Origin of the sequence: Blautia sp. RTP21359st1_E11_RTP21359_211015 (assembly GCF_040910705.1) — a bacterium.
Taxonomy (GTDB): domain Bacteria; phylum Bacillota; class Clostridia; order Lachnospirales; family Lachnospiraceae; genus Blautia_A; species Blautia_A fusiformis.
The window spans coordinates 111,765-131,949 of sequence record NZ_JBDGAB010000002.1 but is presented as its reverse complement, the minus strand read 5'-3'; the positions used below and the strand labels follow the sequence as shown (position 1 = coordinate 131,949).

Sequence of the window (20,185 nt, the reverse complement as noted above, 5' to 3'; positions counted from 1 at the left end):
GTACGTTCTTATTATACAAGACGTCTTACAGATACAATTGTTCTGTATGTAGCATCATTGCTGATCTTGATCCCGTCCTGAGAGTTCGATGCATGAACGATCTGGCCATTACCCATGTAAATAGCCACGTGTCCGCCATAGCAGATCAGATCTCCCGGCTGTGCATCTGCGTAGGATACTTCTGTACCTGCATTCTGCTGCTCATAGGAGGTTCTCGGAAGGCTGACTCCGAAGTTCGCATAGACACTTTGTACAAATCCGGAGCAGTCTGCACCATTGGTAAGGCTTGTTCCGCCCCATACGTAAGGATTTCCCACAAACTGTGTAGCATAATTCACAACAGAAGATCCGGAACCACTGCTGTAAGAAGAACTGTCACTGTCTGAAGATGTATCCTCTGCATTAGATGTGTCCTCTGCACTTTCTTCAGATGCGTCTGTGCTGTTATCGTAATCTGCGTCTGCATTATCCTCTGTATTCTCAGTATCCTCGGACGCATCATCATTCTCACCATTGTCTGCATCTTCATCCACATCCTCGGTGTCATCTTCTGCAGTATCCTCATCTGCATTCTCGATCACGTCGCCGTCCTCATCGTACTGTACGTCTTCGCTCTCGTCCGCCTCATCCTGCTGTGCTTCCTGCTCTGCCTGACGTCTTGCTTCCTCTTCTGCCTCAGCCTGTGCTCTCGCTGCTGCTTCAGCCTCGGCCTGACGTCTTGCCTCTTCCTCTGCTGCAATACGCTCAGCCTCTAATCTCTGAAGCTCTGCAGTCTGCTCTGCAAGAAGGTTGGCATAATCTGTAGCCTGCTGCTGTGCGTAGGCGATCTCATTATCATAATCTGCGGATGTGGCACGCTTCTCATCCAGCTGTGCCTGCAGGTTCTGGGACTCTGCCTCATATTCCTGCTTCATTCCCTCCAGTTCTGCCTTCTCCTGTGTGTACTGTGCCTCCAGGTTTGCCACCTGCTGGATCGTATTGGAATATTTTTCAAGGCTCTTACGGTCCTGCTCATAAGTCTTCTGTGTGTACTCTGCTCTTGTAAGAAGGTCAGACAGGTTCTCTGCATTCAGCATCATCTGGAACCATGCATCGTCTCCACCCTTCTCATAGAGATACTGGATACGTTTCTTCATTGCCTCATACTGTTTCTGCTTGGCATTTTGGGCCTTCTCAAGGTTGGTCTGTGTAGATGCAATGTCGGCTTCCTTATTGGAGATATCTCCCTCCAGTGTCTGGATCGAAACCATCACGTTTACAAGATTGGCATCAAGAGTTGAAATCTCGCCTTCAATCTGTGACTTCTGTGAGGAAAGCTCATCCAATCTGGAATAAGTCGCATTCAGCTGTTCGTTAGTCGCATCCATCTCCTGCTGAAGTGCTGCCTCATCTTCTCTTGTTGCGCTTACGCTGACTACCTGTGCTCCGCTGATGATGAGCGCCAGTGTCAGACATAATATCCTTTTCTTCATGACTGTTCACCCTCGCAATCTGATTCTAATTTAATACAGCGGATCTGACCATCCGCTTCGTTGGTTTTCTTTGTAATACTTTTGCAATATCTTGTTTCAATCTTTTTATATATTAACACAGTGTTATTTGGATTGCAAGGATTTTCTATTAATTAGTTTAAAACTTTGTAACATTTATTAATGATTTTGACATTAAAAAAGGAGAACCCGGGTTATCTCAGGTTCTCCTCTCACGTTTCTTATTGCTATTTGTTACATACAAATTTCTTTCAGCACATCCTGATCAGAACAGATCTGCAAGGATCTGATTGGCTGTCTTGTTCAGATATCCGTTGGGATCGGAAAGAGTGCTTCTGTTCCATCTGAAGTATGCACCGTTTCGGATATAGTTACCACTGGATTCATGATAGTCATATTTGCTGGCTCCAGGATACCTAGACATATAAGTTTCTGCCAGCTTGATCGCCTGGCTTCCGTAAGTTCCGCTTGGTGTCGGTGTTCCGGAAATCTGTACGCCGGCATTCGGTGTACAGTGGAGGATCACGACACTCTTATCGGAACACTGTCCGAGAACGATCCAGGTATGTCCGCTGTTGTATCCGATATCCCCAGGATAAAGCTTCCAGTTTGAGCTTGCCAGCTGAGCCTGGGAAACAACGGTACCCATTCCCTTGCCGGAATACAAAGATCCAAGATTTCCGGAAACATCCGTGTACATAGGTCCACCGGATCTGCTCTGCATGATCTGATATACAGACCATCCTACAAAGCCGGAGCAGTCAAGGCCCTTCTGTTCTGTAGCTTCACTGAGATCCATATAATATCTGTAATTATAGGAGCTGGAATTGCTGTCATACCACTGTTTCCATTTTGGACTGATGCCCTTTCTGGTCGCATCCGACCAGTTGTGGCCGCCGCCCCATACGTAAAGAGTCTTTCCTACCGGAAGTAATGCATTGGCAAGGAAATTCTTGATAGTCCTGGAGCTTGTCGCTGTAGTAGTGCTTGGGTTGGTATCCAAGACACCATTGCTGCCAAATGTATACTTCTTGCCATCGATCGTCTTCGTTCCCGTAGCCATGACACCGGTTGACGGATCGAAATAATATTTATATCCTTTTTTGGAATTTGTGACCCAACCGGTAGCCATCACGCCGCTCTTGCTGTAAAAATAATAGGTATCGCTGCCGATCTTCTTGAAGCCCTTATACATAGCTCCCGTGTTTGGATCAAAATAACGCTTCTGCTGTTTCTTATTCGTTGCCCAGCCCTTTGCCATAAAGCATTTGCTGGTAAAATATCTGGTCACATTCTTCTTGTCTGTAAGGAATACACTTCTGGCTGCAGCACCACTGCCTCTGTAAAAATAATATTTCTTATTACTGATCGTGGCCCATTTCGTTGTCATATATCCGCTGGTGGGATTAAAATAGCGGGTATTGTTCTTACTGTCTGTAAGCCAGCCTGTTGCCATATAGCCCTTGGCACCGTTGACATTATAAAAATATCGTTTGCCCTTGGAATCCTTAGCCCAACGCTTCATCTGCACGCCTGTGGATTTATTAAAAAAATATTTCTTCCCGTTCAGTGTAAGCCAGCCTTTTACCTTCTGTCCATTCTGATAATAATAGGACTTTCCTTTTTCTGTTTTAAAGCCGTTTTTGGTCGCAGCCTGTACATCTGTTGCCGTTGTATGTACAGTTGCTCCGGCTGCAAAGAACATCAGAACAAAAAAAAGTCCCCAGAGTTTCCATTTTCTGCTTAATTTTCGCATACATACCTTCCTTTGATAGATAGATCATTGATATTTACTATTTCTTAAGTCCGACTGATCGTAAACGTTACAATTTTGTTACAATTTTACGTCCATATTATATAACATTCTTTACGGTCCGTCAACTCTTTCCTTTTCTTTCAGAAAAATCATCATCCAGGTATTACCAATGTTGATTTTATGCAGAAAAAAGCCCCGAAACATCAGAAATATTCACTGATGCTCCGGGGATATGATCTTTTATGCAGTTTTGCTCCTGTCTGTTACAGATCTGTTACAGATCCTTACAGGAATTTTTTGCGAAGCTCTGCTCCGTCAAGGGCACTTAAATATGCAGGTGCAACATCAAATACAGTCTTGCAGCCCTTCTGTCCTTCCTGGTTCATGCGGTATGCAGCTCTTGCATAGGCAACGATCACAGAAGATGTGAACTCAGGATTGGAATCCAGCTTCAGGCTGTACTCGATCACATGGCTGTTCTCATTGTTCCAGCCTGTTTTTCCGCTGCGGATCACAAAACCGCCGTGCGGGATACCGCTGTGGTCACGGTCCAGCTCTTCCTGGGAAATGAAATGTACCGTTGTATCATACTCGTCAAAGTAGTTCGGCATGGTCTTGATCTCTTCCTCGATGCGTGCAAGATCAGCACCTTCCTCAGCAACTACGAAGCACTCTCTTGTATGTTTCTGGCGTGTGGTAAGCTCCGGATTTTCTCCGTTTCTTACTGCCTCAAGTGCAGCTTCTACCGGAATGGTGTACTGCTTTGCATCCTTTACGCCTTTGATGCGGCGGACTGCATCAGAATGTCCCTGGCTGACACCCTTGCCCCAGAATGTGTAGTCGTTTCCATTTGTAAGGATCGCATTTGCATACATACGGTTCAGAGAAAACATTCCTGGATCCCAGCCTACGGAAATGATTCCTACATGTCCACTCTCTGCTGCTGCCTTGTCAACATTTGCAAAATGCTCCGGGATTTTCTTATGTGTATCAAAGCTGTCCACAACATTGAAATATTTTACATACTCCGGTGTCTGAACAGGAAGATCTGTAGCACTTCCTCCACAGATGATCAGGACATCGATCTCATCCTTCAGCTTCTCCGCATCTTTTACAGAATAAACCTTTGCGGTCTCTGTAAGGATCTTTACAGTCTCTGGATCACGTCTGGTAAATACTGCAACCAGCTCTGTATCCGGATTATGCTTGATGGCGCACTCCACGCCGCGTCCCAGGTTTCCGTAACCTAAAATACCAATTCTTATACTCATAACGATTTCCTCCTCTTTTTCTCTGCAGTATGACATTTTCCGGACAGCATTGTGAATCTCTGTCAGAAAAAGCCTTCTGCAATCTATATCGCAAAACGGATCTGCAGGATCCGCCTTACAAACATATGGATATGCTGCCTCGGGATATTCCGATTCTCAATTCCGGGATATCGATGACCGCTTTGTTCCTGCATCAGCAGCAGAAAAAGCCGCCCGGCCAGCACATGAAACAGGCCATGGTCCTGCAGCAGGCATCACACATATCCCCTTCTGCAGTCGGCATTCCCCCAAAGGGATCCTGCCGCTGCTGATACCAGCCGCCACCGCCTTCCATTCTCTGGAGCAGCATACGGTACTGCATATTATCCGGTTCCTGACGGACTGCTTCACGGATCTGATCCAGAGCTGTTACATTATTTCCCATTCCCATATTTGCCATAGCAGCCAGGTAATACCATTCCCCATTTTTCTGACCAAGAGAATCCAGTACATTCATAGCTTCCTGAAAATGACCGCTCTGCACATAATTGGCGGCCGCCCTTCTGCGCATACTTTCCTCATCCTGATAGGCACTGGAACCGGCATTTCCGTAATTTCCAAAACCACCGTAATTTCCGTAACCGCCATAACCATTCTGGGAACTGCTTCCGTACTCACGCTCTTTCATGATCTGCTCGTAAGCCTGCTGCACTTCTTTGAATTTTTCTTCGGCCTGATCCTTATTCGGATTATTGATATTGGCATCCGGGTGATACTTTCGGCTCAGCTTCCGGTATGCCTTTTTTATTTCATCATCAGATGCGTTTCTGGGAACTCCCAGCACGCTGTATGGATCTAACATTTTTTCTCTTTCTCCCGTTCTTCCCTGCGCTTCTGTCCGATCGCCGCAAAGCGGCACCAGACGCCGGAATATAAAATATTTCGAAGGATATCTCCGTATCGGAGGATCGGCAGCTTTTCAAATTCTCTGCAGCATTCTGCAAGCATCATCATAAGAAGCCGACGTACCTCTTCCTCGAACCCTTCTATCTTATATTTTTCAAGGAAAGGATTGTAATTTCCGTTTTCTGCATCTTTTTCCACATCGTCATAAGCATCCAGGATGTAGATAAATTTTCCGAGATAAAATCCCAGACGGCGCAGGGACGATTCCCAGACATCCTTACGGAAGGCCAGAATCTCTTCCATGATACGTCCGGAACATCCGGCTACACGGTCCACATCGGTTTCCCCCTGTTTTTCCAGGGAAGAAAGCTCCTCCAGTGCGTTTCGGATCCTTTGGATCTTCTCCGGATAAGCGGACATATGCATATTTCCGCAATTCTTCAGAATTCCTGCATATGCATAGCGCAGTGGTTTGTGTTCATCCTGCCAGTCATCCATACATTTGTAATAGGTAAGGATCACATTCATATCCGCACAGTACTCAGTTACTGTATTTTTACGTACCGGCTGGGGCTTCAGCGGATGGACCACACACCTGGAGGTTCCCTTCTTCGTTGGCGGTTCATAAAGAGCGCTTAAAAGAAGGACCACAAATGTCATATCATAAGTCAGTGAGATCTGTCCCGGTATCCCGTATCTCTCCCGCAATTCTCTGCAAAGACCGCAGTAAAAAGAACGGTACACATCAAAATCCTTGAATTTTATTTCCGGTTTATTAACGGTCACATATCCGAACATGTCAGCTCCTTTTTACGAATTTTGTGTGGCATTTCGGACATTCGATCTCGATCTTGCCCTTTCCCTTTGGAATACGTATCTTCTGTCCGCAGCCCGGACAGCTGTAGATATGATGGGTCTTTCTCTGCTTCATCAGATCCTTTTCTTTATTAAAGCGAAAACGAAACTTTGACGTCATCTGAAGGAATTTCTGATTTTCGGCATAACGCTGCTGGATATTTCTGGAAAAAATACGTATATATGCATATACGATCGCTGCGACCCCGAGAATGTCAAGGGTGCTGCCGACAGTTCTGCTGAATATATTAGCAAACATTGCCAGAATGATCAGAACCAGTGCGACTCCCATGGTGAACCTGGAAAGATCATCCACTCCATAACGTCCCTGCATAAATTTATTGAATTTGTCTCTCATATGATCTGCATCTCCTTTTCACTGCCAGACGGCACTGCCCAAAAATTTCCGTAAAAAAATCCGGATGGCAGTTCCTAACGGTCATTGCATACCTGGAAAATGTAGAATTTCAGATAATAGGACTCATCTGCTGACCATAGGATCGGATGATCCGGTGCCTGTGTACGGTACTCTACCTGGCGCAGTCTCTTATGGACATTCTTCGCTGCCTGACCGATGGTCTGTGTAAACAGCTCATACGTCATAAAATGAGAGCAGGAACAAGTTGCGAGAAATCCGCCGTCCTTTACAAGACGCATTGCACGGAGATTGATCTCACGGTATCCCTTGATGGCATTTTTTACAGAGCTTCTGGATTTCGTAAATGCCGGAGGATCCAGTACCACAACATCAAATTTCTCTCCCTTCTCCTCAAGCTCGGGAAGAAGTTCAAAAACATCCTCACAGAGGAATTTCACTGTTCCGTCCAGGCCGTTCAGACTGGCGTTTCTTCTTGCCTGCAGGACTGCAGTTTCCGACGCATCCACACCAAGAACACTCTGTGCCCCTGCAATTCCCGCATTCAGTGCAAAAGAGCCGGTATGTGTAAAGCAGTCCAGAACCTTCGCCCCCTTGCAAAGCTTCTGGATAGCAAGACGGTTATATTTCTGATCCAGGAAAAATCCGGTCTTCTGCCCGTCCCTGATATCTACTTCATATTTCACACCGTTCTCTTCAATCTGAACAAGTGTCGGAAATTCTTCTCCGATAAATCCCTTGGTAAGTTCCATTCCTTCCTGGCGGCGTACCTTTGCATCACTCCGCTCATAGACTCCACGGATCCGGATCCCATCCTCAGCAAGGACTTCCTTCAGTGCATCTATGATCGTTTCTTTAAGACGATCGATTCCCAGTGCAAGAGACTGTACAACAAGCACATCTGAAAACTTATCCACAACAAGACCCGGAAGAAAGTCTGCTTCTCCGAAGATCACACGGCAGCTTCCGGTATCTACTACCTTCTTACGATACTCCCATGCGTCGCGGACACGTTGTTTCAAAAATTCCGGACTGATCTCTGTACGCTCATCTCTGGTAAGCATACGGACTGTGATCTTGGAATTGGTGTTGATAAATCCTCTTCCCATTGGATATCCGTCAAAGTCCCGGACCAGAACGATATCTCCGTTCACAAAGCTTCCCATGATGCTTGCGATCTCATTGTCATATACCCAGAGGCCTCCTGATTTCAGGAATCTGCCTTCGCCTTTTTTTAATGTTACTACTGCCAGGCTCATAAATTCTACCTTTTCCCTTTCTCGTTTCCCTGTCACGGTTTGCGATGTATGAGTCCACAAAACCGATTTACGGTCAATTTTATCACAGAAAAATCCATTTTTCCAGTGCTTACACAAATCCTTGTCGTAAATCACAAAATTTTCATGATATCTTTCCTGCACGACAAAAAATACCACAGCAGAGGTTGTTTTCTCTGCTGCGGTATTTTTTATCTCTTTTTCTGTAAATCTTTTATTCTGCTGCGGATTCCTCAGAAGAGTCCGTGTTCTCGCCGTAAAGACCTGCCAGATATTTCATGGTTTCTTTATAAAGTGTCTGCTTATCTTCCTGGGGAACATCTGCAAGAATAGCTGCTGTCACGTCTGTGGCCTCTGTGGCCTCCTGGGAACTGTCAATACTGAACAGCTTCTTCAGCTTCTGATCCATCATATTCAGCTCTGTACTCTGATATTTTTCTGTACCATCTGCCTCATAGGATTCTGTACCATCCTTCAGGATATCATAATAATCCTTCTCAACAGTTTCTGCCACACTCTTCGCTGTCTGCTCATCCAGTGTTACCGTTGCCACTGCCTCTGTATCCTCCGTTGCAGCGAGAAGGGAATCTGCATCTCCCTCATACTCGCCTTTTACAAAGAGGACAAATTTATCATAATTGTTCTTTGCTTCTTCACTGAGCACGGAAGTATCGTTTTCTGCACTATCTGCCTGGTCTGAGCCCTCTGTACTTTCTGAAGATTCTGTATCTTCTGTTGCCTCCGGGATTCCGGTCTTATCGGATGCAGCCTCGTCAGAAGCACTTTCATCTGTGCTGCTCTCGTCAGATGCACTATCCTCTGTGCTGTTCTCGTCAGAGGTACTTTCGTCTGTACTGCTCTCGTCGGAGGTACTTTCGTCTGTGCTGCTTTCGTCCGAGCTTTCCTCATTGCTATAGGTTCCGTCGTCGGTAGCATCCGGGATTCCGGTCTCATTGCTTGTATCCTGAGAATCTGCTCCTGTTTCTTCCTCAAGACCCGGATCCTCTGTGGAGCTCTGGATCACATCGTCACCAAGAATGCTGTCATTTACATTGTTGACGATATCATCAGAAGAATCTGCATCCACATCTACGGTTTCATCACTGCTCTCGCCATCCAGCGTATCATCAGAGGAAGAGGTCTGGCCTGTGGTATTGGCATCTACCTGCTCCAGTGTTTCCTTCACATCATCATAATTGTAATCCTGCTGTGAGATCTGCTTCAGAAGAGACACGATCCTGTCAATATCGTCCTGGCTTACGGAAATATTGTTCTGCTCAGCCACATTGATTACAATATTCTGAATCTCATCTGCATTCTGTACTCCGTTCTGGATCACATCCATCTTGGACTGGTTTACAACTGTTGTCGCCTCATTTTTACCAACCTTATCTGCAAGCTCACCAGTGGTTACGATCTCCTGGTTGGCAAGCTTCGTCTTGGTCTCATCCAGCTTCTCTCCGCTGGCCTTCTCATATGCCATCTGGATACCGGTAAGTGCACCTGTTCCGGATACTTCCATCGGGCAGGCAGCAACTACTTCACAGTTCTTCACACCGGATGTGGAAAGTGTCGTTGCGATCATATTACCTGTCACCCAGTTCAGATTTGCTGTGCGGACCTTGATCCCGCCGGACTGTGTAGGCTTCACATAGGCACAGCTCAAAGTTCTGGAACCGATCTGGGACTGTGGTGCGATATTATCCAGGTGTTTATGCTCATCCTCATTTGTAATGGTCATCACCTGCACCTGATCGGAACTTACATTAAAATATTTCATCATTGTCTGCTTCTGGGCATCCGTAAGATCTGCTCCAAGTGTTACTACCTTCGATGCATCTGCAAATACGGGATTTACACTTCCTGCCACAAGGCATGCACTGCAGAGCAGAGCTGCGATCATGTTTCTTTTTTTCATTGATCTTCCCTCCATATATTTTTTCGGATCGATTGTATCTGCTTAACTTTTGCGGTGTAAAGCGGACATTCCTCTTCGTTACTTACATCTCCACGAATGCGAGCGCTTCACGATCTGTCGTTCTTGTCATATTATAACACAGCTGCTGAAATATTTGTAATTTATATTATATAAAAAACGCTGCCGGAAATTATATCACTCATTTCTGACAGCGTTTTATTGCTTTTCTCATTTTCCCAGAGAACTTATCTGATCTGGTTTAATTTTCCGGTTTCTTTTGCTTTTTTCAACAATTCCCGGTTTTTTTCATTCATGATACCAAAATCCTTCAGCGGACAGTACACTTTTTCACATTTTCCCAGGAACTCCAGTGCTTCTTCAAAGGCAGACTCCGAAATGCATTCAAAAGGCTTCTCCGTGATCACTTTTGCAGCCAGTTCTTTTGCCACCTGATAATCTGCATCATTGGTATGGAGAACTCCGGTCACAAAAGGAATCCCCTGTCGCTGCAGCTTCCGATATACCGGAATCCCGCTTCCATTTCCTCCGATCACAAACACCTCCGGTTTTCCGGCCGGAGGTTCCATTTCCACGCAGCCGAATTCTGCATTATAGCTTCCACGGGTGATGCCATAAAGCTTCCGAATATAATCGGAAGTAAAGATTTCCTCCGGTGCACCATATTTCTCAATGTGATCTCCATGAACACAGATCACCTGGTCAGAAATCTTCTGGGCAAGATCCAGCTCATGAAGGGACATGATCACCGTCATCTGTTTTTCCAGTACCATCTTCTTCAAAATAGCAAGAAGCTCCAGCTTATGCCGGATATCCAGGAAGGAGGTCGGTTCATCCAGGATAATGATCTCCGGTTCCTGGCAGATGGCGCGTGCCAGAAGGATACGCTGTCTCTGTCCGTCACTGATAGCTGTAAAATCCCTGTCCTTCAGATCCCAGGCGTGAACCATCTCCATGGCACTTTTAACTTTTTCCTTGTCCTCTGCGGAAAGGATCCCGAGAGTTCCGGTATAGGGATATCGTCCGGTGGATACCACATCCTCACAGGTCATAAGCTCCGGTCGCATGCGCTCGGTAAGTACTACAGCCAGTTTTTTTGACACTTCCCTGTTGGTCATCCGGCTCATCTGTTCCTGTTCCAGATATACCGTTCCGCTGATCAGGGAAAGCTGTCTTGTGATACTCTTCAAAATAGTAGATTTTCCGGCACCGTTGGGACCGATCAGTGTCAGGATTTCTCCTTTATTCAGCTGAATATTGATTTCTTTGATCAGCGGTTTTCCATCATAGCCTACGGTCAGCTGATCTGTATAAAAAAAATATGATTTCATCGTTTATATCCTCTGCTGTCTGTGAATCATGATATAGATAACTACCGGTGCTCCGAAAACTGCTGTCACAGAACTGATGCTCAGCTCCGTCGGTGCAAATACAGTTCTTGCGATCAGGTCACAGAACAGGCAGAACACTGCACCGCCCAGAAAACAGGCCGGGATCACAAGCAGGGGTTTGGCAGTCTTCAGGAGACTTTTTGCAATATGAGGCACAGCGATCCCCACGAAGGAGATCGGCCCTGCAAAAGCAGTCACACAGGCAGAAAGAATACTGGAAAGCAGGATCAGAAGTATCCGGAAAGCCTTGATATTAACTCCCATATTCTGCGCGTAAGTCTCCCCCAGCTGATAGGCGCTGATCGGTTTTGACATAAAAAATACGATCACCATGGTAAGAAGTACCACAACAGCCATAGTCTGCACATTCCCCCAGGTCATACCGGAAAAGCTTCCCAGTGACCAGTTGTGAAGATTGACTATGTTGGAATCATCTGCAAAGGTCACCACAAAGTCTGTGATGGCCGAACAGATATAGCCGATCATAACACCACTGATGACCAGCATGGACATGTTGTGGACTTTTTTTGCCACAAGGAGCACAAAGCCCATGGAAATCATTGAGCCTGCAAAAGCAGCCAGGATCATGGCACCGGAACCGATGGACACCGATCTGCTTAAAAAAAAGATCATCAGAAGCGCCACGATCAGCTTGGCACCGGAAGAGATTCCCAGTACAAAGGGTCCCGCGATAGGATTGTTAAAAAAGGTCTGCAGCAAAAATCCGGAAACAGAAAGTGCTCCGCCAAGGATGATCACTGCCAGTATCCTGGGAAGACGGATCTCCCAGACGATATTATAAGAAGTTTCATCTCCCTGATGCCGGAATATGATATTCAGGATCTCCTTCACAGAGAGGTGGATACTTCCGGAATTTACATTCCATATAAATAAAAAGATCAAAAGTACCGCAAGGATCACAAAAGAGATCCCGTATCGGACTGCGCGTTTTCTGTCATTCATTTTTTCTGGTACACTCCTCTTCTGTTTTGTTATCCTGTCCTTTCGTTTCCTGCTCACAGGTGGAAACCGGCAAAGGATTTAAAGCGAACACTGGAATTTATTTCAGTTTATGCATATAGGTCAGCTCATCCAGAGAATCATCGTCTGTAGTCAGCATGGTGTGGATATCCTCAATCATGGTTCCAAGTCCGGTGGTTTCCTGGAAGAGATTTTTGCCTGTGCACCAGACATTTCCGTTCTTCACTGCCTTGAAATCTGCAAGAAGCTTACTTTTGGAAAGAAGCTCATCAATGGTCTTAAGTTCCCCGTCAATCGTACTGTTATAGATGATATAGTCTGCATCCTTCGCCTTGGCATAAAACTCTTCCATCTGCATATTCATGGTGGAAAGAGCATTGTCATTTACTCCCGTATCCTCCGGAACATAATTTCCTCCTGCGAGAGAGATCATTTCTGAAACATAGTCGCCGCTTTTTCTTATATTTACCGCACCTACGGAGTTGATATAAAAGAACGCCACGGTCTTATCTGTTTTATCTGCTGTGAGAACCTTATCCAGCTTGTCCGTCTGCTCTTTGAAAACCTTTTCTGCTACATCTTCTTTTCCCAGAAGAACTGCGTAAAGCTTCATCCACTCGGTCCTTCCAAGAGGATGACTCTCATAGCTGGAACGCTCTACCATTACAGGGATCCCGAACTGCTCCAGCTTCTCCTGTACCTCCGGATTGTGATGGATCATGGTGGATTCAATGGCAAGGTCACAGCCCTCGTTCAGGATCAGCTCGTAATCCGGAGCACTGTACTTGCCAGCATAGATCATCTTTTTCTGTTCCATGGCGTCCTTTGCTTCCTGGATATACCATCCGTCTTCCTTGGTTCCGGAAAGCTTGATGCTGTCAATCCCGTCGATAGCGCGGAAAAGATCCATGGCCGAGGTTGCTACCAGATAGATATTGTTTATGGGCTGCTGCAGAACCGCAATGTCAGGATCCAGCCCCTCCGGTGCTTTCTTGCCTTCGGGAACTACAAGAAACTGTCCTTCCTGATCAATGGTGAGCAGCGCATAGCCATCGTTGTAGTAATCCACATTAAATTCCTTTGCGTAGGAAAGATCCATACTGTGGTCAAAGGTAAGGCCTGGAATATCCGCAGGCTTATGTTCTGTCTCTGCTGCCTGCACTGCAAAAGCACACCCCAGGATCAGGGTCAGCGTCAGAAATATGTATGAAATTATTTTTTTCATTTTTCTTCCTTTTTCATGCTTGAAGAATCAAAATTCAGGGTATACTCAATCTCGTGAGGAGTACTCATGGCTACAGTATCTGCAGTCACTTCCATTTCTGCGTCAAAGACTGTGACCGGGATCTCAAATGTGGAGTTTCCGTCTTTGTTCACCGGCTCATATTTTTCGCCGTCCACGATCATGTAATCATAATTCGGACTGCTCCAGATGATGGTTGCCGTAGCTTCTTTGCCCTTGATCTCTACTTTAGCTGGAGATTCTACAGATGCTCTTCCTGTTCCGCCTGTAAGGGTTACATCCGTCTCATAGGTTCCGTCCTCCAGCTTCAGCTCTTCCGGTTTTTTCCCTTCGGATTTTTTGTCGTCAGAGGTTTTTACAGGATTCTTTACGCTGACTTTATGGTCGTACCATTTGCCTTTTTCTCCCAGGATCGCCACGTTAAATTCCTCACCAATGGCCGGTACCGGGATATCAAATCCGTAAACCTCCTCTGTATAACCATCGCTGTACTTCACTGTATCTGTGGTCGGCTCAATGATCTCTGCTCCGTCCTTCTGGGCATCCTCGGCAGTTCCCGCAAACAGGTTAACGATCTTCTTGGAAACCAGACTTACGTGGATGGTCATTTTACCATCTTTGACCGTGAGCTCTCCTTTTTTGTCATTGGCCTCATTTACATGAAACATGCTACTGTCTGTCTCAAACTCTGCTGTATAAACGCCATCTTCCAGGGTATCTGCTTTGGCTGCATCTGTATCCTTTTCTTCGGAAGCTTCTGCTTCCTCACCGGACTCTGTTTTTGTTTCATCTGTTTTTGCCATCGCAGGCACAGAGCCCAGCACCAGGACTGATGCACTTGCCATTGCAAGAATTAAGTTTACATAGCGTTTTTTCATGATAATCTTCTCCCTTCCATAGATACAGCAATCTGCCCGGAAAACAGTCTTCCTGATCTTTCCGGGCAGTTACATTGATTTCTTATAGGTATCTGAACTCACTCAGATATTTTTATATTTATTATTCTGCGGACTCCTCAGCAGAATCAGCCTCTGTATCTGCTGCTGCATCAGAATCTGCGGACTCCTCAGTGCTTCCCAGAGAATCGATGGCTGCCTTTGTATGCTCTACATAAAGCTTCTCAACTGCTTCGATTCTTCCAAGACCCTCGATCTGGCAGTCAACCTTATCGAAGTTTCCGGATGCTACAAACTGGCTCTTCCAGGAATCCTCCTCATCACCGGCCATATCGTTATTTGCATGGTCTCCGGCAACAACCATCAGCGGACGAAGAACAACGTTCTTGTATCCTGCTTCTTTTACCTTCTCGATAACCTTGTCGCAGGCTGTATCTTCCGGCTTACCCTCTACAGTACCGATGAATGCGTTCTTCAATCCAAGGTTTTCCATCTGTGTCTGCATCTGATCGTATGTAACGTTAGCTGTATGAGATGTTCCATGTCCCATGAATACGAATGCTGTGCCAGCCTCAGCTGCTGCATCCATGCTGTCAAATCCGGCCTCTTTGCAAGCCGTATCTGTGATCGCCTGAGCAACGGCTTTCTTGTCATCATTGATCACAGTTGCATCGTCTCCAACCTCACCGAGCATTGGCTCTGCGATAGCTACAGACTCGAATTTATCTTTATAGCCATTGATCGCTTCTGTCATCTCATCGTACTCAGCACCATGCATCAGATGGGTAGGCTGTACAACCAGATTCTTAACACCATTCTCTACTGCACGGTCAAGAGCCTGCTGCATGTTATCGATCACTTCATTATCTCTTGCCTCTACATGGTTGATGATGATCTGTGCTGTAAATGCTCTTCTTACAGACCAGTCCGGATAAGCTTCTGCAAGAGCATCCTCGATTCCCTTGACATCCTCTGCACGGCTGTCATTGAAGGAAGTACCAAAGCTTACAACAAGAAGTTCATTCTCACCGATCTCATCCTGGTTACGCGGATCGTCCTTGGAAGCATCTCCTGTGTCACGTCCGAAATAATCCGGATCTGCATTCTCACCCTCTACCAGTTCTTTCTGAGCATCTGTCAGAGCATCCCATGCTTCTTTGGCTGCCTTGCAGTCCTCATCTGTTGTGTCGTTTCTTTCCTGTACATAGATCTTGTCGATCAGAGCTGCTACATTATCTGCTGCTTCCTGATCTGCATCAGAAGCCTCTGTGGTATCAGCTGCCTCAGCGTTCTCTTCTGTAGCAGAATCCTCTGCTGCCATTGCTGTTGTAGCCGCACCCATAGAGCATGTCATGGAAACTGCGAGCATCAGAGCTAACATTGTTTTTCTTTTCATTTCTCATTGTCCTCTTTTCATGTATTTCCAGAATACTGATATGTACAAAAAAGCAGCAGCTCTCTGCGGCCGCCTGCTCACACATGATTCTCTGCGCAATACAAATACATAAAAAGAAGTTCTGTATTGTTATGGAGAATACCGATTCGTAAACCGCGAATCCCTGAATCTCACAATAAGGCAGTTCTCCTGACTTGGTTCCACGCTGCTTTCCCTTCCCGGTCTCCCAGTGGTTATAAAAGCAACTCCCCTTTCACAGTGACGGTATCGTTCCGGATTCTCACCGGATTCTCTTTTGCACATCCGACTGGATGCAACCTTATCATTATAACATTTGCACATATTTTCTTTTACCTGGTTATCTAACTTTTACCACAAACTCATAAATTTGTCAAGATTGATGTCAGACGATTCACGGTTTTCTGTGATCTTCGCTCACCAAAAACACCTCGCGAAATATTACCAGTGAACAGTAACCGGTTTTCTCCCTGTATCTGTCAGTTATTATCAGAATACTTTCTCCAATATTCATGCACATCCTGCATAAAAAACAGCCCCTTTCTGTCATCACCCTGATATCAGAAAAGGACTGTCTTACACTGGATATTCGCAATCCGCTTCGCTACTTGCTCATAACAGATAAACTGCTTTGCAGTTTATCTGTTAAAATACTCCTGCTCCAGGTATCTGGCTACGTAGACTCCGCTGGCAGATGCATGGGAAAGAGAATGGGTCACGCCGCTGCAGTCTCCGATAACAAAGAGACCCTTGTGGCAGGTTTCCAGATTTTCGTCGATCTCAACCTCCATGTTGTAGAATTTAACCTCCACGCCATAAAGCAAAGTATCGTCATCCGCGGTTCCCGGTGCGATCTTATCCAGAGCATAGATCATCTCGATGATGCCATCCAGGATACGTTTCGGCATAACAAGACTTAAATCTCCCGGTGTCGCAGAAAGTGTAGGTGTTACGAAACTTTCCTCAATACGGGCTTTTGTGCTTCGTCTTCCGCGGATCAGATCTCCAAACCGCTGTACCATAACACCACCGCCAAGCATATTGGAAAGTCTTGCAATGCTCTCACCGTATCCGTTGCTGTCATGGAACGGCTCTGAGAAATGCTTGGATACCAGAAGGGCAAAGTTTGTATTGTTGGTATGCTTTGCCGGATCTTCGTAGCTGTGACCGTTTACTGTGATGATACCGTTGGTATTTTCATTCACGACAACACCTCGCGGGTTCATGCAGAAGGTACGGACCATATCCTCAAACTTCTCAGTTCTGTAAACGATCTTGCTCTCATAAAGCTCATCTGTCAGACGGCTGAAAACCTCTGCCGGAAGCTCCACACGGACTCCGATGTCCACACGGTTGGAAAGAGTCGGGATCTTAAGCTCTGTACATACCGTCTCCATCCATTTACTTCCGCTTCGTCCTGCGGAGATGATACAGTAAGTTCCCTCGTAACGCTCATCTCCTACAAAAACTGCATAACCGTCTTCAGTTTTTTCTACTTTGTCAACAGATGCGTCAAAATAGAAGTCCACATGGTCTTTCATTTTTTCATAGAGGTTCTGAAGTACCACATAGTTGATATCTGTTCCCAGATGGCGGACTGATGCATCCAGAAGATGCAGGCCGTTCTGAAGGCAGAGCTTACGGATCTCGCTGTTTGTGGTAGAATAAAGTTTGGTTCCCTCACCGCCATGCATCAGGTTCAGTTTATCTACATATTCCATCAGCTCTGTAGCTGTATCCTTGCCGATATGCTGGTACAGAGTTCCGCCAAACTGATTGGTGATATTGTATTTTCCGTCGGAGAAAGCGCCTGCACCGCCAAATCCCTTCATGATCGCACAGGTTTTGCAGTGGATACAGGATTTTACTTTCTTTCCGTCGATGGGACATTTTCTTTTTTCCAGAGGATGACCAGCTTCAAAAACCGCGATCTTTTTCTCCGGATCATTATTCATCAGTTCATAGGCCGCAAAGATTCCACCGGGACCTGCTCCTACGATCAGTACATCATATTTCATAAATAAAAACTCCTTATCTTGTATTGCACATTTTCAGTGCTTTGTTTTTGCACAAACCCTGTCTATTCTACAACAAGTGTGTTCAAAAGTCACCTGTTTTTTCGGAACCTTCCGATCTTAAGCTTCTTTCCATCTGTTTCCACGGTAATAGCACCGTTTTTCATGGTGTATTCCACCTGACTTCCGGCCGCTTTAAGCCGCTCTACGGTTTCCGGTGACGGATGTCCGTAGGTGTTGGTGGAAGAACAGGAAATGATCGCCACTTCCGGCTTTATTTTCTCAAGAAATGCTTCTGTGGTAGAATAACGGGAACCGTGATGTCCCACCTTCAGACAATCAACATCCTCAAGCCCCCCGGCTGCCAGAAGCTTTTTCTCCGTATCTGCACCGATATCTCCGGTAAAAAGCATCTGAAAATCTCCAAAAGACAGCTCCATCACCATAGCTTCCTCATTCACATCTTTTCCTGTGGCATTTTTCTCCGGCCACAGAACAGAAAAAGATACTTTGCCGCAAGGCAATTCATCCCCTTTTCCTGCTGTCACGACCTTAACTCCGGCTGTTTTTGCTGCCTCTGCAAGCTCCCTCCATGCATCTGGTCTTTCTGCCCAGGCAGGCAGGATCAGATATCCGGCCCGGATGGTTGTAAGACCTTTTCCCATATATTCCAGAAGCTCCTTCACACCGTTGATATGATCCTGATCTGTATGGGAAATAAAAATCCCATCCAGCCAGGAAATCCCCTGACTTTTCAATGCCGGCAAAAGGCAGTATCTTCCAAGATCCGACTGGCTGCTGCTTCCTCCGTCAATCAGAAAATGATGATCCTCCGGGGTCTCCACAAGAATACCGTCCCCCTGTCCTACATCCAGGCAGATCACCTTCAGACTTCCTGCTGGATGATATCCCAGTATCAGGATTCCGACTGCCAGAAAAATACCGGCTGTTATCCGGATAGCATATAGCTTCCAACAACCTGCTTCCGCCCGCTCCTCTGCTAGCTCCGTTTCCTCACAGACTGCTTTTTTCTTCCGGAGCTGTTCTTTTATATACTGCCCCATAAACAGAACTGTGATCAAAAAGCCATAATATAACAGGATCTGCCATATTTCCGGCTCTCCTCCGATCCAGGTACTCCATCCTGACCTTCCTGCCAGACTGCAGAGATGTTCATAAAAAAGCAGCAGTACCCTTGCCGGCAGGAGCACCAGTTTTGCCACGGGAATACTGAGAATTCCCAGAAGCAGCGCCGCCATTCCTCCAGTCAGCACTACCCCCACACTTGGAAGCACCAACAGATTCAGGATAAATCCGGCAATAGAGACTTCTCCGAAAAACTTCAGCATCACCGGCAGAGTCACAAGCTGAAGAGCTATAGGACTTACCAGTGCCTTTGTCCATTTTTTCTCCGCTCCTGCAAGGGCACAGATCTTTTCCGCAGCGAGCCCCATTCCCAGAACACAGCCAAAGGACAGAAGAAATCCACTGTCCAGGAGATAGGCCGGAGATTCCACAAGGATCATCATGGCAGTTACGGAAAGAGCACTCATCATATCATAGATCCGTCCGGTGATCCTGGCTCCCATGGCGATCAAAAACATAGTTACTGCCCGCATGGTGGAAACACTCCCTCCGGTCATGATCCCATACTGCAGCATCACTCCCAGAGAAAAAATCCCGGCAGGCCAGATTCCCAGTCCCATCTTCTTTAGAAGGTTGTAAAGCCCCATTCCCAGAATACTGATATGAAGTCCGCTGATGGCAAGGATATGTATGATTCCGGCCAGCTGATAGCGCATCTGTGTTTCCGGATCCAGTTCCTGTTTGTCTCCAAGCGTCATGGCACAAAAAACAGGTGCATCTTTTCCTGCTGCTTCCTTCAAGATCTGTCTGCAGCTTTCTTTTATCTCCAAAAGGAGCTGCCTGTAGCCGGAATACACTGCTGTTTTCTTTTGGAGCACAGCGTTCTTCATAAAATAATAAATATGACGACAGGCGTAAAAGTGTTGGCTGTCAAAGCCCCCCGGATTCGCAGGACCTTCCACTCTTTTCAGCGTTCCCTTGACCCGGATCCGCATTCCCGGTTTCAGATCTTCTTCTTTTTTGAGAAATATTCTTACATTTTCAATTGGAAATTTTTTTGACTGATGGATAAGATATGTTTTTTTCAGATAAACAGACTGGGAAAATTCTGTGTTTTCATACTGTTCCACCTCCCCGCAGATCATGGAACCAGGGTGCGCTTCGATCTGCTCCTGCACATTTAACGGAAGGGGATTCCCCCTGATCAGAGGAATCCCCATAAGCTCCAGTGCGCCAAGACTCAGCACTATAAGAAAACACAAAAGACACATCGGCCTTTTCGCCATAAATGTTCTCCCGTTTTCTGATATTTT

Annotated in this window: 15 protein-coding genes and 1 riboswitch; all 15 genes read right to left on the bottom strand. The window is 46.0% G+C overall.

Translation table 11 applies throughout. The annotated features are described in order from the left end of the window. Positions 1-11: 11 nt before the first annotated feature. On the bottom strand, positions 12-1,472 hold the full coding sequence (locus tag AB5026_RS01380; protein WP_368212615.1) for an NlpC/P60 family protein: 1,461 nt from the start codon (positions 1,470-1,472) through the stop codon (positions 12-14). 283 nt (positions 1,473-1,755) lie between these two features. Next, positions 1,756-3,246, bottom strand: coding sequence for an N-acetylmuramoyl-L-alanine amidase family protein (locus AB5026_RS01375; protein WP_227588551.1), 1,491 nt, complete (start codon positions 3,244-3,246; stop codon positions 1,756-1,758). Between the two features lie 284 nt (positions 3,247-3,530). Further along, positions 3,531-4,517: a diaminopimelate dehydrogenase gene (locus tag AB5026_RS01370; RefSeq protein ID WP_015525965.1), complete on the bottom strand. Its 987-nt coding sequence runs from the start codon at positions 4,515-4,517 to the stop codon at positions 3,531-3,533. Between the two features lie 193 nt (positions 4,518-4,710). Then, positions 4,711-5,358: a J domain-containing protein gene (locus AB5026_RS01365; protein ID WP_015525967.1), complete on the bottom strand. Its 648-nt coding sequence runs from the start codon at positions 5,356-5,358 to the stop codon at positions 4,711-4,713. Further along, positions 5,352-6,200 (bottom strand): DUF5685 family protein, encoded by an 849-nt coding sequence (locus AB5026_RS01360; protein ID WP_015525968.1) that lies wholly within the window; start codon positions 6,198-6,200, stop codon positions 5,352-5,354. Before AB5026_RS01360 ends, AB5026_RS01365 begins: the two co-directional genes overlap by 7 nt. A gap of 1 nt (position 6,201) precedes the next feature. Then, positions 6,202-6,615, bottom strand: coding sequence for a hypothetical protein (locus AB5026_RS01355; protein WP_015525969.1), 414 nt, complete (start codon positions 6,613-6,615; stop codon positions 6,202-6,204). A gap of 74 nt (positions 6,616-6,689) precedes the next feature. Continuing rightward, a complete protein-coding gene (locus AB5026_RS01350) occupies positions 6,690-7,892 on the bottom strand; it encodes a class I SAM-dependent rRNA methyltransferase (protein ID WP_015525970.1) in 1,203 nt (400 codons plus the stop codon). A 232-nt stretch (positions 7,893-8,124) separates the two neighbouring features. Continuing rightward, on the bottom strand, positions 8,125-9,828 hold the full coding sequence (locus tag AB5026_RS01345; RefSeq protein WP_368212614.1) for a DUF1002 domain-containing protein: 1,704 nt from the start codon (positions 9,826-9,828) through the stop codon (positions 8,125-8,127). A 245-nt stretch (positions 9,829-10,073) separates the two neighbouring features. Further along, positions 10,074-11,177, bottom strand: a complete 1,104-nt coding sequence (locus tag AB5026_RS01340; protein WP_021651559.1) for an ABC transporter ATP-binding protein — start codon at positions 11,175-11,177, stop codon at positions 10,074-10,076. A 3-nt stretch (positions 11,178-11,180) separates the two neighbouring features. Then, positions 11,181-12,200 (bottom strand): iron ABC transporter permease, encoded by a 1,020-nt coding sequence (locus AB5026_RS01335; protein ID WP_118608086.1) that lies wholly within the window; start codon positions 12,198-12,200, stop codon positions 11,181-11,183. A 97-nt stretch (positions 12,201-12,297) separates the two neighbouring features. Further along, complete coding sequence (locus tag AB5026_RS01330; protein WP_114002183.1) at positions 12,298-13,443, bottom strand: ABC transporter substrate-binding protein; 1,146 nt, start codon at positions 13,441-13,443, stop codon at positions 12,298-12,300. Continuing rightward, positions 13,440-14,339 carry a hypothetical protein gene (locus tag AB5026_RS01325; RefSeq protein WP_173758558.1) on the bottom strand — a complete coding sequence of 300 codons (900 nt, stop codon included), beginning with the start codon at positions 14,337-14,339 and terminating at the stop codon, positions 13,440-13,442. Before AB5026_RS01325 ends, AB5026_RS01330 begins: the two co-directional genes overlap by 4 nt. Before the next feature lie 121 nt (positions 14,340-14,460). Continuing rightward, the gene (locus AB5026_RS01320; protein WP_368212613.1) at positions 14,461-15,753 is read right to left on the bottom strand and encodes a sirohydrochlorin cobaltochelatase; all 1,293 of its coding nucleotides are present in this window, start codon (positions 15,751-15,753) and stop codon (positions 14,461-14,463) included. A gap of 161 nt (positions 15,754-15,914) precedes the next feature. Then, positions 15,915-16,090: riboswitch (cobalamin riboswitch) on the bottom strand. Positions 16,091-16,409: 319 nt separating this feature from the next. Then, positions 16,410-17,789: an NAD(P)/FAD-dependent oxidoreductase gene (locus AB5026_RS01315; protein WP_015525975.1), complete on the bottom strand. Its 1,380-nt coding sequence runs from the start codon at positions 17,787-17,789 to the stop codon at positions 16,410-16,412. Positions 17,790-17,878: 89 nt separating this feature from the next. Further along, positions 17,879-20,158, bottom strand: coding sequence for a DNA internalization-related competence protein ComEC/Rec2 (locus AB5026_RS01310; RefSeq protein WP_368212612.1), 2,280 nt, complete (start codon positions 20,156-20,158; stop codon positions 17,879-17,881). Between the last annotated feature and the right edge of the window lie 27 nt (positions 20,159-20,185).